Raw genomic sequence first — 16,656 nt, 5'->3', positions numbered from 1 at the left:
CTTCCGCGATTAGGATCGCCTCCACTGCCGGCAACAGACCGGTTGGCCAATAAGCGTTTTCGCGCCTCCTGGCCCAATTAACAACAACAATGGTGATTCTGATGTCCGTTCGTACCCGCCTTTTCGCCCCGCTTCCTCCAGCCCGTCCCGCGCTTCCCGTTCTGCGCTGACCCCATCCGGTTCGCCATTCCCTAGCCGCGCTACGCCTGGAGTATTCCCATGCTGACTTTCCTTGGCTTCGCCATGGTCATCACCTTCATGTTCCTGATCATGACCAAGCGCCTGTCCGCGCTGATCGCTCTGATCATCGTTCCTATCCTGTTCGCGCTGTTCGGCGGCTTCGCACCGAAGATCGGCCCAATGATGCTCGAAGGCATCACCAAGCTGGCGCCAACCGGCGTGATGCTGATGTTCGCCATCCTGTATTTCGCCCTGATGATCGACTCCGGCCTGTTCGACCCGGCCGTGCGCAAGATCCTCAAGCTGGTCAAGGGTGACCCGCTCAAGGTCTCGGTCGGTACCGCCGTGCTCGCGCTGGTGGTGTCCCTGGACGGTGACGGCGCCACCACCTACATGATCTGCGTGGCGGCCATGCTGCCGCTGTACAGCCGCATCGGCATGAGCCCGCGGATCATGGCCGGCCTGATCATCCTGGCCGGCGGCGTGATGAACATGACCCCCTGGGGTGGCCCGACCGCCCGTGCCGCCAGTGCGCTGCATGTCGACCCGTCGGACATCTTCGTGCCCATGATCCCGGCGATGCTGGCCGGCGTGGTGGCGATCCTGGCGATCGCCTATATGTACGGCAAGCGCGAACGTGCGCGCCTGGGTGAACTGCACCTGCAGGGCGACGAGATCGACCACAGCGAAATCAGCGTTTCGCAATTCCCGGACGCCCGCCGTCCGAAGCTGATCTGGTTCAACGGCGCCCTGACCTTCGCCCTGATGTGCGCACTGATCGCCGGCCTGTTGCCGCTGCCGGTGCTGTTCATGGTGGCCTTCAGTATCGCGATGATCGTCAACTACCCATGCCTGCAACAGCAGAAAGACCGCGTCGCGGCCCACGCCGGCAGCGTGCTGGCGGTGGTCGGGTTGATCTTCGCCGCCGGTATCTTCACCGGCATCCTGTCCGGTACCGGCATGGTCGACGCCATGTCGAAGAGCCTGCTGGCAGTGATTCCGGACGCGCTGGGCCCGTACCTGGCGGTGATCACCGCGCTGGTGAGCATGCCGTTCACCTTCTTCATGTCCAACGATGCCTTCTATTACGGCGTGCTGCCCGTTCTCGCCGAGGCCGCCAGTCACTATGGCATCACCGCGGTGGAAATGGCACGTGCCTCGATCGTCGGCCAACCCGTCCACCTGCTGAGCCCGCTGGTACCATCCACCTACCTGCTGGTGGCCCTGGCCGGTATCGAGTTCGGCGATCACCAGCGCTTCACCCTCAAGTGGGCAGTCCTGGTTTGCCTGTGCATAATGTTCGCCGCCTTGCTGATGGGGATCTTTCCGCTGTTCAGCACTCTATAAAAAAGCAATGACTCACCGCGTCGGCCGCTAGACTTCGCTCTCGGAAATCTCGGCTGGCGCGGTACAACACTCGCTCAAAGGAATACACATGGAATGGCTGACCAACCCGGAAATCTGGGTTGCCTTCTTTACCCTGACCGCCCTGGAAATCGTCCTGGGTATCGACAACATCATCATGATCTCGATCCTGGTCAGCCGCATGCCCAAACACATGCAGGCACGGACCCGGATTTTCGGTCTGGCGCTGGCCATGATCACGCGGATCCTCCTGCTGCTGTCGATCACCTGGGTCATGCGCCTGACCGCCGACCTGTTCGTGGTCTTCGACCAGGGTATTTCCGGACGTGACCTGATCCTGTTCTTCGGTGGCCTGTTCCTGCTCTGGAAAAGCTCCCAGGAGATGTACCACGCCCTGGAAGGCGAGGACGAAACCGCCGATGAGCCAAGCGGCAAGGGCGGCAACTTCCTCTACACCATCATCCAGATCGCGATCATCGACATTGTGTTCTCCCTGGACTCGGTGATCACCGCCGTCGGCATGGTCTCCCATGTGCCGGTCATGGTCGCTGCGATCATCGTCGCGGTACTGGTGATGATGCTGGCCTCGGGCACCATCAGCGAGTTCATCGACAAGCACCCGTCGCTGAAGATGCTGGCGCTGTCGTTCCTGCTGGTGGTCGGTACCGTACTGATCGCCGAGGCGTTCGAAGTGCATGTGCCAAAAGGCTACGTCTACTTCGCCATGGCCTTCTCGCTGGCGGTGGAGGCGATCAACATCAAGATGCGCACCGCCATCGCGAAAAAGAAAAAGCAGCAGGACCCGGTGAAACTGCGCAAGGACATCCCGGGTCAATAACCCGAGAGCGCAGCAGAAAAAGGGGCTTTCGAGCCCCTTTTTCACGCCCGCGAAAAGCCGCTTTCTTTATGACGGTTTTGTTTCAATCGCCGCATCAGCTATGCGATGCTGGCGCACAGACCGTTAGCCAACTACAGCTTAAGTACAGAACGTAGAAAGACGCGCGGCACCGTTAACTTGCCCCTCTGGGGCGCTATTCACCACAGGGGGCCGTCATGCTCACCCTGCTCAATTTGCTGTCCGCCGTGGCCTTGCTGATCTGGGGCACGCATATCGTCCGCACCGGTATCCTGCGGGTCTATGGCTCGAACCTGCGTCACCTGATCGGCCAGAACATGGCCAAGCGTCCGCTGGCCTTCGTCGCCGGGATCCTGGTCACCGCCATGGTCCAGAGCAGCAACGCCACGGCGATGCTGGTCACCTCGTTCGTCGGCCAGGGGCTGATGGCGCTGACACCCGCCCTGGCGACCATGCTCGGCGCCGACGTCGGCACCGCGCTGATGGCTCGGGTGCTGACCTTCGACCTGTCCTGGCTGTCGCCGTTGCTGATCTTTCTCGGGGTGATCTTCTTCCTGTCGCGCAAACAGACCCGCGCCGGCCAGCTCGGGCGGGTAGGGATCGGCCTGGGGCTGATCATCCTGGCGCTGCAACTGATCGTCGAAGCCGCCGCGCCCATCACCCATGCCCAGGGCGTGAAAGTCCTGTTCGCCTCGCTGACCGGCGACATCCTGCTCGACGCCCTGATGGGCGCGCTGTTCGCCATGATTTCCTACTCCAGCCTGGCGGCCGTGCTGCTCACCGCGACCCTGGCCGGGGCCGGCGTGATCAGCCTGCCGGTGGCCATCGGCCTGGTGATCGGCGCCAACATCGGCAGCGGGGTGCTGGCCTTTCTCAGCACCAACATGCAGAACGCCGCCGGCCGCCAGGTGGCGCTGGGCAGCCTGCTGTACAAGCTGATCGGCCTGCTGCTGATCATTCCGGTGCTCGACCCGCTCGCTCACTGGATGGACAGCCTGGACTTCAGCCCGCAAGAGGTGGTGATCGGTTTCCACCTGCTCTACAACACCCTGCGTTGCCTGGTGCTGCTGCCAACGGTCGAGCCGATGGCCAAGGTCTGTGCCTGGCTGCTGCCGGAGCGCCCGGAAACCAATGGCCGGGCCAAGCCTCGCCACCTTGATCCGACCGCCCTGACCACCCCCAGCCTGGCCCTGGCCAACGCGGCGCGGGAAACCCTGCGTATCGGCGACCTGATCGAAACCATGCTCGAAGCCGTGCGCGATGTGTTGCACGGCAAGCAGACCGCGATCACCCAGGAAATGCGCAACCTCAACGACGATGTCGAAGTGCTCTACAACGCCATCAAGCTCTACCTGGCGCAGATGCCCAGGGAAGACCTCGGTGAACAGGACAGCCGGCGCTGGGCCGAGATCATCGAACTGGCGATCAATCTGAAGCTGGCCAGCGACCTGATCGAACGCATGCTGCGCAAGGTCCAGCAGCAGAAGACCGCGCAACGCCGCTCCTTTTCCGAAGTCGGCCTGGAAGAACTGGCCGGTCTGCATGAACAGCTGATCGCCAACCTGCGCCTCGGGCTTTCGGTGTTTCTCAGCGCCGATCCGGAAAGCGCCCGGCAGCTGCTGCGGGAAAAACGCCGCTTTCGCGCTCAAGAACGTCGCCTGGCCCATGCCCATGTCAGCCGCCTGCAACGTAAAATCGTCCAGAGCATCGAGACCAGTTCGCTGCACCTGGAGCTGATCGCCGATATGAAACGCTTGAATTCGCTGTTCTGCGGCAGCGCCTACGTGGTGCTGGGGACATCCGAAACCGGCGCGCTCGCCGTGGACGATATGGCTGACATCACCCATTCACCCTGAACATCCACAGTTACCCGAAGTCTGTAGAACTTACGCCCGTCGTAAGGAAGCCTGTTATGCGTTGCCTGTTACTCGCCTGTCTGCTGCTCGGATCAGCCCATTCGTTTGCCCTGGATCGCTTCCAGGTCGAGGGCTACATGCTGCCCAACGGCCTGCAACTGCTGCTCAAGCCGGGCAGCGAGCGCGGCCACGTAGCGATTCGCCTGGTGGTCGGGGTAGGGCTGGACGACTTCGGCTGCGCCGACAAGGAGCTGCCGCACCTGCTCGAACACCTGCTGTTCAGCGGTATCGACGCCAGCGGCGAGGGCGGCCTGGAAGAACGCATGCAAGCCCTGGGCGGTGAGTGGAACGCCTATACCGGCAATGCCGACACCACCTTCGTCATCGAGGCCCCGGCGAAAAACCAGCGCAAGGTACTGGATCTGCTGCTGGCCCTGCTGACCCGCACCGAACTCGACGACAACGCACTGCAAACGGCGAAACGGGTGGTCGAGCGCGAGGACGGCGGGCACTACTCGCACCTGCAACGCTGGCTGGATCGCCAGGACCTGGGCCACACCGCCAGCAACCAGCTGGCGGTGGAGCTGGGCCTGAAGTGCGCCGAACGGGCCGAGGTCGATCAACTGACCCTGCAACAGCTGGAGCAGCTGCGCAAGAATTGGTACGCGCCGAACAACATGACCCTGATTGTCGTCGGCGACCTTGACCGCCTGTTGCCGGCCTACCTGGAACGCCGCTACGGCGCGCTGGAACCGGTGGAGCCCAGCGAGCACCAGGGCCTGCCGAACATTCAAAAAACGGCCGCCGCCGAGCGCAGCCTGATCCATGGCTGGGTCGGCGACAGCGCCAAACTGCACTGGCTGTTCCCCGAACCGACCCTCGACCAGCAGCACGATGAAACCTTCGATCTGCTCAAGGATTACCTGGACTGGGCGCTGTACCAGAAACTGCGCCTGCAGCATGAGCTGTCCTACGGACCGAATAGCCAACGCGAGGTGTTCGGCGGTGTCGGCTTTCTCAGCCTGAATGCCGACCTGGAACGCGCGGACCTGCCCCAGGCCCGACAGGTGATCGATGAGCTCAAGGCGCAACTGCTCAAGAACGGCCTGGAGCCGGCCACCTTCGCCCGCCTGCAACAGGCCGCGATTGCCCGCCAGGCCTGGGCGGTACAGGGCAACAGCGCGCTGGCGGATTATTACTGGGGCGCCTTGAGCGACTACGCGGACGGGCGTTTCAGCGATCCGGCCAAGCGCCTGAAAGCCGTCAGCCTGAAGCAGGCCAACCTGGCCATGCGCAAGCTGCTGGAGCAGCCCGGTTACCTGCGGATCGAAAAACCGCTGCTGAGCTACGCGGCCTTGAGCGGGCTGATCCTCGGCGCCCTGCTATTGATTGTTTTGGCGCTGTTCGGCTGGCGCGCTTATCGCCAACGAATCCGTGGCTGATGCGTCTTTTGTCACGCTAAACCGTTATTCTGTCGGGGATTTTTTTCTAGTGTGATCGCCGAATGCCAAACCTGACTCATTACATGCAGCGCATCCTGGAACTGATGAAGCGCTACCCAGGGGTCATTGCGCTCGGCGGTTTCATTTCCGGTGTCGGCAGTTTCATCCTGGTGGACCGCCAACAGGGCCTGGCCACCTGGATCGCCGTGATCATGCTGGTGAGCTGGATCTGGCTGATGCTGGAAAACAGCCTGACCCAGCTGTTCACCAAGATCTTCAAGCGGGAAATCCCCCAGCCGCTGCTGCGTTACGCAACGCAGATGATTCACCAGGAAAGCCTGTTTTTCGTCCTGCCGTTCTTCTTCATCACCACCGCCTGGAACAGCGGGCAGCTGGTATTCACCGGCCTGCTGGGCGCCTCGGCGCTGGTCTCGATCATCGACCCGCTGTACTACAAATGGCTGGCCCCACGGCGCTGGCTGTTCCTCGCCCTGCACACCCTGACACTGTTCGCCGCCTTGCTGACCGCGCTGCCGATCATCCTGCACCTGACCACCGCGCAGAGCTTCAAGCTGGCCCTGGGCATTGCCATGCTGCTGTCGTTCCCCAGCCTCGCGTCGATCTTCCCGATCCGCAACCTGCGCGGCGCATTGATGCTGCTGGGCATGACCCTGGCCATCGGCGGCACTGGCTGGTTGCTGCGCTCCTGGGTTCCGCCAGCGACCTTGTGGATCGCCGAGGAAGCCATCAGTACCCAGTTGCAGGACCGCACCCCCGGCGCCAGCCTCAAGGAAGTCAGCGCCAACGAGGTGAGCAGCACCGGGCTGTACGCCTATACCGCGATCAATGCGCCGCGCGGGCTGGACGAGCGCATTTATCACGTCTGGCAATTCAACGGTAAAGAGGTCGACCGGGTGGCCCTGGACATCCATGGCGGGCGCAAGGAGGGCTACCGCGCCTGGTCGCACAAGCAGAACTTCCCCGGCGATCCGACCGGCAGCTGGCAGGTCCGGGTGCTGACCGAAGACGGGCAGGTGATCGGCGTGCTGCGCTTCAAGATCACCGGCACCAACGGACAAAACTCAGCACCTTAGTACAAGGCAAAGTCGTCTCGATCGTGGTATTACGTAGCACTGCGTAAAAACCATACAAGCACGGAGCTTATGACCCAGAGCACGACGGCCGGCAGTGCCCAACTGGATACGTCGAGTTCCCCCTCGCGGTTGCGAGTCACGGGGGACTGGACGCTCGTCCATTACACCGAGCTCAAGCACCTCTGCGAAAAGCTCACCGGACAGTACGACAGCAGCACCCACATCGACCTCAACGGTCTCGGCGCCCTGGATACCGCGGGCGCCTCGCTGTTGGTCGAGCTGCTGGGCTCCGAGCGTCTCGGCAAGTCCACCGAACACCCCGACTGCACCCTGTCTTCGGCCGACCGCGCGCTGCTGCAGACCGTCTACTGCTCGCTGACCGACTTCTGCGTGCCGCTCAAGGAACCGGAAGTATCGGTCGGCATCCTGTTGCTGACACGGATCGGCAAGGCGGTCGACGCCATCTGGCAGGACACCCTGAAGCTGCTGGGTTTCGTCGGCCTGATCCTGGAAACCCTGGCCCGCGGCCTGCTGCGTCCCAAGCGCTGGCGCATCACGCCGATGGTCGCGCATATCGAGCAGACCGGTCTCGACGCCGCGCCCATCGTCGCCTTGCTGACCTTCCTGGTGGGCGCCGTGGTGGCTTTCCTCGGCGCCACGGTACTGCAGAGTTTCGGCGCCAGCATCTTTACCGTGGACCTGGTGGCGTTCTCCTTCCTGCGTGAGTTCGGTGTACTGCTCACGGCGATCCTCATGGCCGGGCGGACCGCGAGCGCCTTCACCGCGCAGATCGGCTCGATGAAGGCCAACGAGGAAATCGACGCCATCCGCACCCTGGGCCTGGACCCGATGGAGCTGCTGGTGCTGCCCCGGGTCCTGGCGCTGCTGGTGGCTCTGCCCATGCTGACCTTCCTGGCGATGCTCTCGGGGATAGTCGGTGGCGGGGTGGTCTGTGCGCTGTCGCTGGATATCTCGCCGGCGATGTTCCTCGCCTTGCTGCAATCGGACATTGGCGTGCAGCACTTCCTGGTGGGCATGGTCAAGGCGCCGATCTTCGCCTTCCTGATCGCCGCCATCGGCTGCCTGGAAGGCTTCAAGGTCAGCGGCAGCGCCGAGTCCGTGGGCGCCCACACCACGTCCAGCGTGGTGCAATCGATCTTCGTGGTGATCGTCCTCGATGCCGTCGCCGCGCTGTTCTTCATGGAGATGGGCTGGTGAACCGTTCAATGCGTCCGCCCTCCGAGGCGGTGATCGAAGTCCGCGGCCTGTGCAATCGCTTCGGCCCGCAGAGCGTGCACGAAAACCTCGACCTGGACCTGTACAAAGGCGAGATCCTCGCCGTGGTCGGCGGTTCGGGCAGCGGCAAGTCGGTGCTGCTGCGCAGCATCATCGGCCTGCGCCAGCCCAGCGAAGGTTCGGTGCGGGTGTTTGGCCAGAACCTGCCGAGCCTGGCGGAACATGAGCGCTCGCTGATCGAACGGCACTTCGGTGTGCTGTTCCAGAAGGGCGCGCTGTTCTCGTCGCTGACCGTGACCGAAAACGTCGCCCTGCCGCTGATCGAGCATGCCGGCCTGAGCCGCGCCGACGCCGAGCACCTGGCGGCGGTGAAGCTGGCGCTGGCCGGGTTGCCGCTGTCGGCGGCCGACAAGTACCCGGCCTCGTTGTCCGGCGGCATGATCAAGCGCGCCGCCCTGGCCCGGGCACTGGCCCTGGACCCGGACATCCTGTTTCTCGACGAACCCACCGCCGGCCTCGACCCGATCGGCGCCGCGGCTTTCGACCAATTGATCCTGACCCTGCGTGACGCCCTGGGCCTGAGCGTGTTCCTGGTCACCCACGACCTGGATACGCTGTACACCATCACCGACCGGGTGGCGGTGCTGGCGCAGAAAAAGGTGCTGGTGGCGGATGCCATCGACCAGGTCGCCGAGACCGACGACGCCTGGATTCACGAGTACTTCCATGGCCCTCGCGGCCGCGCGGCGTATCAGGCCGCTACACAGCTCAACGAGGTATGACATGGAAACCCGAGCCCATCATGTACTGATCGGCCTGTTCACCGTGATTGTGGTGGTCGGCGCCTTGCTGTTCGGCCTGTGGCTGGCCAAGTCCAGCGTCGACACGGAGTTCAAGGACTACGAGGTCGTGTTCAACGAGGCCGTCAGCGGCCTGTCCAAAGGCAGCTCCGTGCAGTACAGCGGGATCAAGGTCGGCGATGTGGTCAGCCTGCGCCTCGACCCGAAGGACCCGCGCCGGGTCCTGGCGCGGGTCCGCCTGAGCGGCGAAACCCCGATCAAGGAAGACACCCAGGCCAAGCTGGCCCTGACCGGTATCACCGGGACCTCGATCATCCAGCTCAGCGGCGGCACCCCGCAAAGCCAGCCGCTCCAGGGCAAGGACGGCAAGCTGCCGCTGATCGTCGCTTCGCCTTCGCCGATCGCCCGCCTGCTGAACAACAGCGATGACCTGATGACCAGCGTCAACCTGCTGCTGCACAACGCCAACGGCATGTTCTCGCCAGACAACGTCGAGCGCATCAGCAACACCCTCGAACACCTGGAGCAGACCACTGGGGCCATCGCCGAACAGCGCGGCGACGTGCGTCAGGCCATGCAGCAGCTGGCCTCCATCGGCAAGCAGGCCAGCGCCACCCTGGAGCAGACCACCGCGCTGATGCGCAACGCCAACGGCCTGCTCAACGAGCAGGGCAAGCAGATGTTCGGCAGCGCCGAACAAGCCATGCAATCGCTGGAACAGAGCAGCGCCACCATCAACAAACTGCTGACCGACAACCAGGACTCGCTGAACAACGGTATCCAGGGCCTCAACGGTCTGGCACCGGCGGTGCGCGAGCTGCGCGACACCCTGAGCTCGCTGCGGGCCATTTCGCGTCGCCTGGAAGCCAACCCCAGCGGCTACCTGCTGGGCAGTGACAAGAACAAGGAGTTCACGCCATGAAGCGTGCCTATCGCCCATTCGGCCGGCTGGCCCTGGCCGCCGGCTTCGCCTTGAGTGGCGCCTGCTCGATTCTGCCCCAGGCCGATCCGGTGGATATCTATCGCCTGCCCACGGCCCAGAGCGCCACAGCCCAGCCTCAGGGCCACGCACAGCCCTGGTCCCTGCGCCTGACCAAACCCCTGGCGAGCGACGCCTTGAACAGCGCGAGAATCGCTGTGATCCCCCAGGGCGATGTGATCAGCAGCTACAAGGACGCGCGCTGGAGCGATCCGGCGCCGGTGCTGCTGCGCAATCGGCTGCTGGACGGATTCCTCGCCGACGGTCGGGTGCAGCTGCTGGGCACCGATGACAGCGATGTACAGACCGATCTTGAACTGGGCGGCAACCTGCAGGCATTCCAGAGCGAATACCAGGGCAAGGCTGTGGCGGTGGTGATCCGCCTGGATGCGCGCCTGGTGCGGGGCTACGACCAGAAGATCCTGGCCAGCCAGCGCTTCGAAGTGCGCCAGCCGCTGAACGATACCAAGGTGCCGGCGGTGGTCGCCGGATTTGGCCAGGCGGGGGATGCCTTGAACCGGCAGGTGGTGGAGTGGACGGTGAAGCAGGGCAGTCAGCTGGTCAGACGCTGACGGCCTCATCGCGGGTCAGCCTCGCTCCTGCGGGATGTTTATCGTCCTCGCAGGAGCAGAGCCTGGCCGCGAATCGATCCGCGCCTTAACCGAAGAACCAGTAGCACACCGCAATCGCCGCCACCACGCCGGCCAGCTCGGCCAGCAAGGCGCAACCGACGGCATGGCGCGCGCGCTGGATGCCGACCGAACCGAAGTACACCGCCAGCACGTAGAAGGTGGTTTCGGTACTGCCCTGGATCGTCGCCGCGGCCAACGCCGGGAAACTGTCCACGCCTTGGGTCTGCATGGTTTCGATCAGCATGGCCCGCGCGGCGCTGCCGGAGAAGGGTTTGACCAGGGCCGTCGGCAGGGCATCGACGAAGCGCGTGTCCCAGCCGGCCCATTCCACCAGATGCCGGATGCCATCCAGGCCGAAGTCCAGGGCCCCGGAGGCGCGCAACACACCCACCGCGCAGAGCATGGCCACCAGATACGGCAGCAGGTTCTTGGCGACGTCGAAACCTTCCTTGGCGCCCTCGACGAAGGCCTCGTAGACCTTGACCTTGCGTAACGCGCCAATCACCAGGAACAGCATGATCAGGCCAAACAGGGTCAGGTTGCCCAGGATCGACGACAGCGACGCCAGCGCGGTGGCCGACAGCGTGGCCAGCAAGGCCATGAAGCCGCCCAGGACCAGGGCACCGGGGACCAGATAGGCCAGCACCACCGGGTCCCACAGGCGCAGACGCTGCACCACCGCGACCGACAGCAGGCCGACCAGGGTCGAGGCGCTGGTGGCCAGCAGGATCGGCAGGAACACCAGGGTCGGATCGGGGGCGCCTTGCTGGGCGCGATACATGAAGATGGTCACCGGCAGCAGGGTCAGGGACGAGGCGTTCAGCACCAGGAACAGGATCTGCGCGTTGCTCGCCGTGGTCGCGCTTGGGTTGAGATCCTGCAGGGCGCGCATGGCCTTGAGGCCGATCGGCGTGGCGGCGTTGTCCAGCCCCAGGCCATTGGCCGCGAAGTTCAGGGTGATCAGGCCGATGGCTGGGTGTCCCGGCGGCACTTCCGGCATCAGGCGGCTGAACAGCGGGCCCAGGGCCTTGGCCAGCCAGTCGACGATCCCGGCCTTTTCGGCGATCCGCAAAAAGCCCAGCCACAGGGTCAGGGTGCCGAACAGCAGCACCATCACTTCCACCGACAGCTTGGCCATGGCGAAGATGCTTTCCACCATCGCCGAGAAGATCCCGGCGTTACCGCCGACCAGCCACTGCGTCAGCGCTGAAACGGCCGCCACGATGAAGAAGCCAAGCCACAGGCCATTGAGCATCAGTTATTCCCCCAGAAGATGCGGCGAATGATAGCGGGGCGGACAGAAACGACAAACCCCGGATTGACCGGGGTTTGTCGATGATGACGGCTACAGCTGTCAGCCCTTGGTGACTTCACCGGCCGGCAGCGGCTCCTTGCTGCGCCAGTGCGGCAGGGAGTTCCAGTAGCGCTGGCCCTTGGCGTCGTCGTACATGCCTTCCCAACGAGCGATGACCAGTACCGCCAGGGCGTTGCCGATCACGTTCAGGGCGGTACGGGCCATGTCCATGATGCGGTCGACACCGGCGATGAAGGCCAGGCCTTCCAGCGGAATGCCCACGCTGCCCAGGGTCGCCAGCAGGACCACGAAGGACACGCCCGGAACGCCGGCGATGCCTTTGGAGGTGACCATCAGGGTCAGGACCAGCAGCAGTTGCTGGCTGATCGACAGGTCGATGCCGTACAGCTGGGCGATGAAGATCGCCGCGATGCTCTGGTACAGGGTCGAGCCGTCGAGGTTGAACGAGTAACCGGTTGGCACCACGAAACTGCAGATGGCTTTCGGCGCGCCGTAGGCTTCCATCTTCTCGATCACGCGCGGCAGCACGGTTTCCGAACTGGCGGTGGAGTAGGCCAGCACCAGCTCATCCTTGAAGATGCGCATCAGCTTGATCACCGAGAAGCCGAACAGGCGAGCGATCAGGCCCAGGACCACGAAGGCGAAGAAGGCGATCGCCACGTAAACCAGGATCACCAGCTTGGCCAGCGGCAGCAGGGAGGCGAAACCGAAGTTGGCCACGGTCACCGCGATCAGGGCGAATACGCCGATCGGGGCGTAGTTCATGATCATGTGGGTGACTTTGAACATGCTTTCCGAGACGCCCTGGAACATCTTCACCAGCGGCTCGCGCAGGTCGGCCTGCAGGCTCGACAGACCGAGGCCGAACAGCACCGAGAAGAAGATGATCGGCAGCATCTCGCCGCGGGCCATGGCCGCGAAGATGTTCGATGGGATCAGGTTGAGGATGGTTTCGATGAACGCGTGTTCATGCTGTACCTCGGCGGCGGTCGCCTGGTACTTGGAAATATCCACGGTACCCAGGGTGCTCATGTCGATGCCGGCGCCCGGGTGGAACACGTTGGCCAGCACCAGACCGACCAGGATGGCGATGGTGGTGACGATTTCGAAGTAGATGATGGTCTTCAGGCCGATACGCCCGAGTTTCTTCGCGTCGCCCACGCCGGCGATACCGACGATCAGCGAGGAGATCACGATCGGGATCACGATCATCTTGATCAAGCGGATAAAGATATCGCCCGCAGGTTGCAGGACGTTGCTGATCCACCAGGCTTTTTCGGCACTGAAATGGTTGAGCAGCGCACCAATTGCAATCCCCAGCACCAGACCGATGAGGATCTGCCAGGCGAGGCTTAGTTTTGCCTTCTTCATATCATTACCCTTACTTCAGTTGGACTCGGGCTGATGCGCGAACTGGAACGCTCAATGGCGGAAAAGTCTGTGCATCGGCCCCCGTATAAGGTCACCCCGAGCGAGCATTTACGGCTCTCTGCAGGCGAAAAAAGGCGCAACTATTCCGACGCAAGGGGAGCACGTCTAATGCCGTAAACGCCTACCCTATGCCGAATCGGCATGAGTTTTTCTAAACGAAACGGGCGTCCCAACCGGTTCGAATGCGACATTTCGGCCTGGCCACCTACCGTGAAACGGCCATTTCAGGCGGCATTCAGCGCTTTTGGGTGGGTTGGGAATGACCTTTGAAAGAAGGGAAAGTTCTTACGTTAGAACCAGAAATATCATCTGGAAAAAACCAAAAGTTTCTCGATGTACGGTCGCAAAGAAACACCGTGAAACGGTTAGGCCGCACATCTGGGAATGTTTGCCGCGAATCCCCACCGGAAAAAGCAGGCCAGCGCTCTGCCACAAAGGTTTGTGGCATTCAAACACGGCGCAAGTCGTCAAGCCTCGGCGGCTTGCGAGCTTGCACCGCAGTTTTTCCTGACCCGGCCCTCGCGGAGGCACTCCCTGTACCCCTGGGTCACGCCGATCCGGTTTCGATCAGAACGTCCCGGCCCCCTGGTCATGCGCTGCCCCTCCTCGGGGCGGTGCAACAGAAAGCAAGGCCCGGTGGGCGCTTCCTTCCTATGATCGGACCTTCGAACCGCGTACTCAGTACCAGTTCGGATCCTTTTTCAGCTGTTCCTTGAGCAAGCCCTGCATGCCAGCGTCCGGCTTGCCGAGAAAGCGGTATTCGGCATGGCGGGTCGGCGACTTGTCCGCGGGCAGGCCCGCCGGCACTTCGACCAGCATGGCGTAGGCGTTTTTCTTGTCGAAACTGAACGCCACGATCAGGCGCTGGTTGCGGCAGGTATCGCGGGTTTCGCAAAGCGGACCGACCAGGTACTTGTCGCCGTCTTCTTCCAGCGCATTCATCTGCTGCGCATCACCGGACAGGTTCATCACCCATTCCGGCAGGCGCTCTTCCTTTTCGACGACTTCCTGCCAGGTATCGCGGTATTGCGGGTCACTGTTCAACAACTCGTTGACCCGGGCCTGACCGTCGTTGGCCGCCATCGCCGTGGCCGTGCCGCCCAGCAGCAGGGCGGTGGCCAATGCTTTTAAAGAAAGGCTCATGTTCAACCTCGACCACGACGGCCAAAGAAGAAGGAAGCAATGAACATCACCAGGAAAACGACAAAGAGAATCTTGGCGATACCCGTGGCGGTGCCCGCGATACCACCGAAGCCCAGTACCGCGGCGATGATGGCAATGATCAGGAATGTGATTGCCCAGCTCAACATGGTCATTCTCCTTACGCTTCTATTTAGAGGTACTGCCTGGCCGGCCCGCCCAGTTGCGCGCCGGCTGTCCTGCCTAGAACACCCAGCGTTCCTGATAAGCCGTGTCGGCGACAGGCTGGGCCTGGTCGACGTCCATCAGAAACATCGGGGCGGAATCCGCAAACCGAGTGCTGACTGCACTGAAGTGGGTTTGAGTGGTGTGATAAGCCGGCAACCTCACAGCCTCTTGCTGCTGGCTCTGCTCCCAGCGTGAAAACTGCTGACCGCCAATCAAGGTCACCAGCAATGCCAGGCTGGCGACCAACCCCTGCTGCAGGTGCAGGGGCGAAACAGACAATGGGGCGAGACGTTGGCGTTTCATCCGGAAGCTCCTCCCACGCGGGTCATTGTTCTCAAGCGCTTGTCGCTGCGCCTGCGGCTTATTCAGCCGAGCCTGATCAGACCGTTGCAGCCTGCATGCCAGCTTTCACCATTAAAATAAACTCAATAAAAACAATGAGTTGATATCAATCAGGGAGGCTCTCCATACGCCATCCTGCACGATGCCGCCCTGGATACCGTGCGAATTGCACGATTGGCCTGGTACTTGAGGACAAAAACGCGGCTGAAAATGCAGGGCGTACAGTGGAAAAATCGGGAAAGGACTGTGGGCAAGACCTGAAAAACGATAGAAAACCTAATATTTTCAATCGATTAGTAAAGAACCCCGGAGATGACTAACCGGCATGCCTGGGAATCGACCAGAATTAACCATGCAACTTGCCCGATTTTTCCGGGACTAAATAAGATCACTCACTTCAGGAGCCTCGGACATGGAATCAGCACCGGAAAATCAAGGTCGCATTCTTCTGGTAGATGATGAGTCCGCGATCCTTCGTACCTTCCGTTACTGCCTGGAAGACGAGGGCTACACCGTCGCCACGGCCAATAGCGCCGCCCAGGCCGATGCCTTGCTGCAACGCCAGGTGTTCGACCTGTGTTTCCTCGACTTGCGCCTGGGCGAGGACAACGGCCTGGACGTACTGGCCCAGATGCGCATCCAGGCCCCCTGGATGCGGGTGGTCATAGTCACCGCCCATTCGGCCGTCGACACCGCGGTGGATGCGATCCAGGCTGGCGCCGCCGACTATCTGGTCAAGCCCTGCAGCCCCGATCAGCTGCGCCTGGCGACCGCCAAGCAACTGGAAGTCCGCCAGCTCTCGGCGCGCCTGGAGGCCCTCGAAGGCGAAGTGCGCAAACCCAAGGACGGCCTGGACTCCCACAGCCCGGCAATGAAAGTGGTGCTGGAAACCGCCCGCCAGGTCGCCGGCACCGACGCCAACATCCTGATCCTCGGCGAGTCCGGTACTGGCAAGGGCGAGCTGGCCCAGGCCATTCACGGCTGGAGCAAGCGCGCCAGGAAATCCTGCGTCACCATCAACTGCCCGTCGCTGAATGCCGAGCTGATGGAGAGCGAGCTGTTCGGTCACAGCCGTGGAGCCTTCACCGGCGCCAGCGAAAGCACCCTCGGTCGAGTCAACCAGGCCGACGGCGGCACGCTGTTCCTTGACGAGATCGGCGACTTCCCTCTGACCCTGCAACCCAAGTTGCTGCGGTTCATCCAGGACAAGGAATACGAGCGGATCGGCGACCCGGTGACCCGCCGCGCCGACGTGCGCATCCTCGCCGCGACCAACCTCAACCTCGAGGACATGGTGCGCGACGGACGCTTCCGTGAAGACCTGCTGTACCGCCTGAACGTGATCACCCTGCACCTGCCACCGCTGCGCGAACGCAGCGAAGACATCCTGACCCTGGCCGACCGTTTCCTCGCGCGCTTCGTCAAGGAGTATGCCCGTCCCGCCCGCTGCTTCAGCGACGAGGCCCGCGAAGCGCTGCTCAACTATCGCTGGCCGGGCAATATCCGCGAGCTGCGCAACGTGGTGGAACGCGCCAGCATCATCTGTCCCCAGGAGAAGGTGGAGATCAGCCACCTGGGAATGGCCGAGCAACCCACCAACAACACTCCGCGCATCGGCGCCGCCTTGAGCCTGGACGAGCTGGAGAAAGCCCATATCGGCGCCGTGCTGGCCACCAGCGATACCCTCGACCAGGCGGCCAAGACGCTCGGCATCGACGCCTCGACGCTGTACCGCAAACGCAAACAGTACAACCTGTGAG

Annotated in this window: 15 protein-coding genes; 10 read left to right on the top strand and 5 right to left on the bottom strand. The window is 62.7% G+C overall.

What is annotated here, in order from left to right; all coding sequences use genetic code 11:
- The first annotated feature begins 219 nt into the window (after nucleotides 1-219).
- The 9 genes from C4K38_RS00520 (at nucleotide 220) to C4K38_RS00480 (ending at nucleotide 10,380) form a co-directional block, all read left to right on the top strand.
- A complete protein-coding gene (locus C4K38_RS00520; protein ID WP_007924260.1) occupies nucleotides 220-1,527 on the top strand; it encodes a CitMHS family transporter in 1,308 nt (435 codons plus the stop codon).
- Nucleotides 1,528-1,615: 88 nt separating this feature from the next.
- The gene (locus C4K38_RS00515; RefSeq protein WP_025806798.1) at nucleotides 1,616-2,383 is read left to right on the top strand and encodes a TerC family protein; all 768 of its coding nucleotides are present in this window, start codon (nucleotides 1,616-1,618) and stop codon (nucleotides 2,381-2,383) included.
- Between the two features lie 215 nt (nucleotides 2,384-2,598).
- Complete coding sequence (locus C4K38_RS00510; RefSeq protein WP_053276858.1) at nucleotides 2,599-4,257, top strand: Na/Pi cotransporter family protein; 1,659 nt, start codon at nucleotides 2,599-2,601, stop codon at nucleotides 4,255-4,257.
- A 56-nt stretch (nucleotides 4,258-4,313) separates the two neighbouring features.
- On the top strand, nucleotides 4,314-5,699 hold the full coding sequence (locus C4K38_RS00505) for a M16 family metallopeptidase (protein ID WP_053276857.1): 1,386 nt from the start codon (nucleotides 4,314-4,316) through the stop codon (nucleotides 5,697-5,699).
- Between the two features lie 62 nt (nucleotides 5,700-5,761).
- The gene (locus tag C4K38_RS00500) at nucleotides 5,762-6,793 is read left to right on the top strand and encodes a DUF5924 family protein (protein ID WP_053276856.1); all 1,032 of its coding nucleotides are present in this window, start codon (nucleotides 5,762-5,764) and stop codon (nucleotides 6,791-6,793) included.
- A gap of 69 nt (nucleotides 6,794-6,862) precedes the next feature.
- Nucleotides 6,863-8,011 carry an ABC transporter permease gene (locus tag C4K38_RS00495; RefSeq protein WP_053276855.1) on the top strand — a complete coding sequence of 383 codons (1,149 nt, stop codon included), beginning with the start codon at nucleotides 6,863-6,865 and terminating at the stop codon, nucleotides 8,009-8,011.
- Between the two features lie 8 nt (nucleotides 8,012-8,019).
- Nucleotides 8,020-8,811: an ABC transporter ATP-binding protein gene (locus C4K38_RS00490; RefSeq protein ID WP_172833184.1), complete on the top strand. Its 792-nt coding sequence runs from the start codon at nucleotides 8,020-8,022 to the stop codon at nucleotides 8,809-8,811.
- A gap of 1 nt (nucleotide 8,812) precedes the next feature.
- Nucleotides 8,813-9,751, top strand: a complete 939-nt coding sequence (locus C4K38_RS00485) for an MlaD family protein (RefSeq protein ID WP_025806804.1) — start codon at nucleotides 8,813-8,815, stop codon at nucleotides 9,749-9,751.
- The gene (locus C4K38_RS00480) at nucleotides 9,748-10,380 is read left to right on the top strand and encodes an ABC-type transport auxiliary lipoprotein family protein (RefSeq protein ID WP_053276853.1); all 633 of its coding nucleotides are present in this window, start codon (nucleotides 9,748-9,750) and stop codon (nucleotides 10,378-10,380) included. Before C4K38_RS00485 ends, C4K38_RS00480 begins: the two co-directional genes overlap by 4 nt.
- 85 nt (nucleotides 10,381-10,465) lie before the next feature.
- On the opposite strand, the gene C4K38_RS00475 is transcribed toward C4K38_RS00480, so the two are convergent.
- The 5 genes from C4K38_RS00475 to C4K38_RS00455 all read right to left on the bottom strand — a co-directional run bounded on the left by C4K38_RS00475 (nucleotide 10,466) and on the right by C4K38_RS00455 (nucleotide 14,857).
- Nucleotides 10,466-11,695, bottom strand: a complete 1,230-nt coding sequence (locus C4K38_RS00475) for a nucleoside recognition domain-containing protein (RefSeq protein ID WP_025806806.1) — start codon at nucleotides 11,693-11,695, stop codon at nucleotides 10,466-10,468.
- Nucleotides 11,696-11,794: 99 nt separating this feature from the next.
- Nucleotides 11,795-13,126, bottom strand: coding sequence for a glutamate/aspartate:proton symporter GltP (gene gltP / locus C4K38_RS00470; protein ID WP_007924276.1), 1,332 nt, complete (start codon nucleotides 13,124-13,126; stop codon nucleotides 11,795-11,797).
- A gap of 738 nt (nucleotides 13,127-13,864) precedes the next feature.
- On the bottom strand, nucleotides 13,865-14,329 hold the full coding sequence (locus C4K38_RS00465) for an inhibitor of vertebrate lysozyme family protein (protein ID WP_053276852.1): 465 nt from the start codon (nucleotides 14,327-14,329) through the stop codon (nucleotides 13,865-13,867).
- A gap of 2 nt (nucleotides 14,330-14,331) precedes the next feature.
- Nucleotides 14,332-14,496, bottom strand: coding sequence for a DUF1328 domain-containing protein (locus tag C4K38_RS00460; RefSeq protein ID WP_003177151.1), 165 nt, complete (start codon nucleotides 14,494-14,496; stop codon nucleotides 14,332-14,334).
- Nucleotides 14,497-14,569: 73 nt separating this feature from the next.
- The gene (locus C4K38_RS00455) at nucleotides 14,570-14,857 is read right to left on the bottom strand and encodes a hypothetical protein (RefSeq protein WP_053276851.1); all 288 of its coding nucleotides are present in this window, start codon (nucleotides 14,855-14,857) and stop codon (nucleotides 14,570-14,572) included.
- A gap of 451 nt (nucleotides 14,858-15,308) precedes the next feature.
- Here C4K38_RS00455 and algB point away from each other — a divergent pair, with 451 nt between their 5' ends.
- Nucleotides 15,309-16,655: a sigma-54-dependent response regulator transcription factor AlgB gene (gene algB / locus C4K38_RS00450; protein WP_053276850.1), complete on the top strand. Its 1,347-nt coding sequence runs from the start codon at nucleotides 15,309-15,311 to the stop codon at nucleotides 16,653-16,655.
- Nucleotide 16,656 lies beyond the last annotated feature (1 nt).

Source organism: Pseudomonas chlororaphis subsp. piscium (assembly GCF_003850345.1).
Classification (GTDB): Bacteria; Pseudomonadota; Gammaproteobacteria; order Pseudomonadales; family Pseudomonadaceae; genus Aquipseudomonas; species Aquipseudomonas piscium.
The sequence above is the reverse complement of the archived record's forward strand: the minus strand, read 5'-3'. Positions and strand labels throughout refer to the sequence as shown.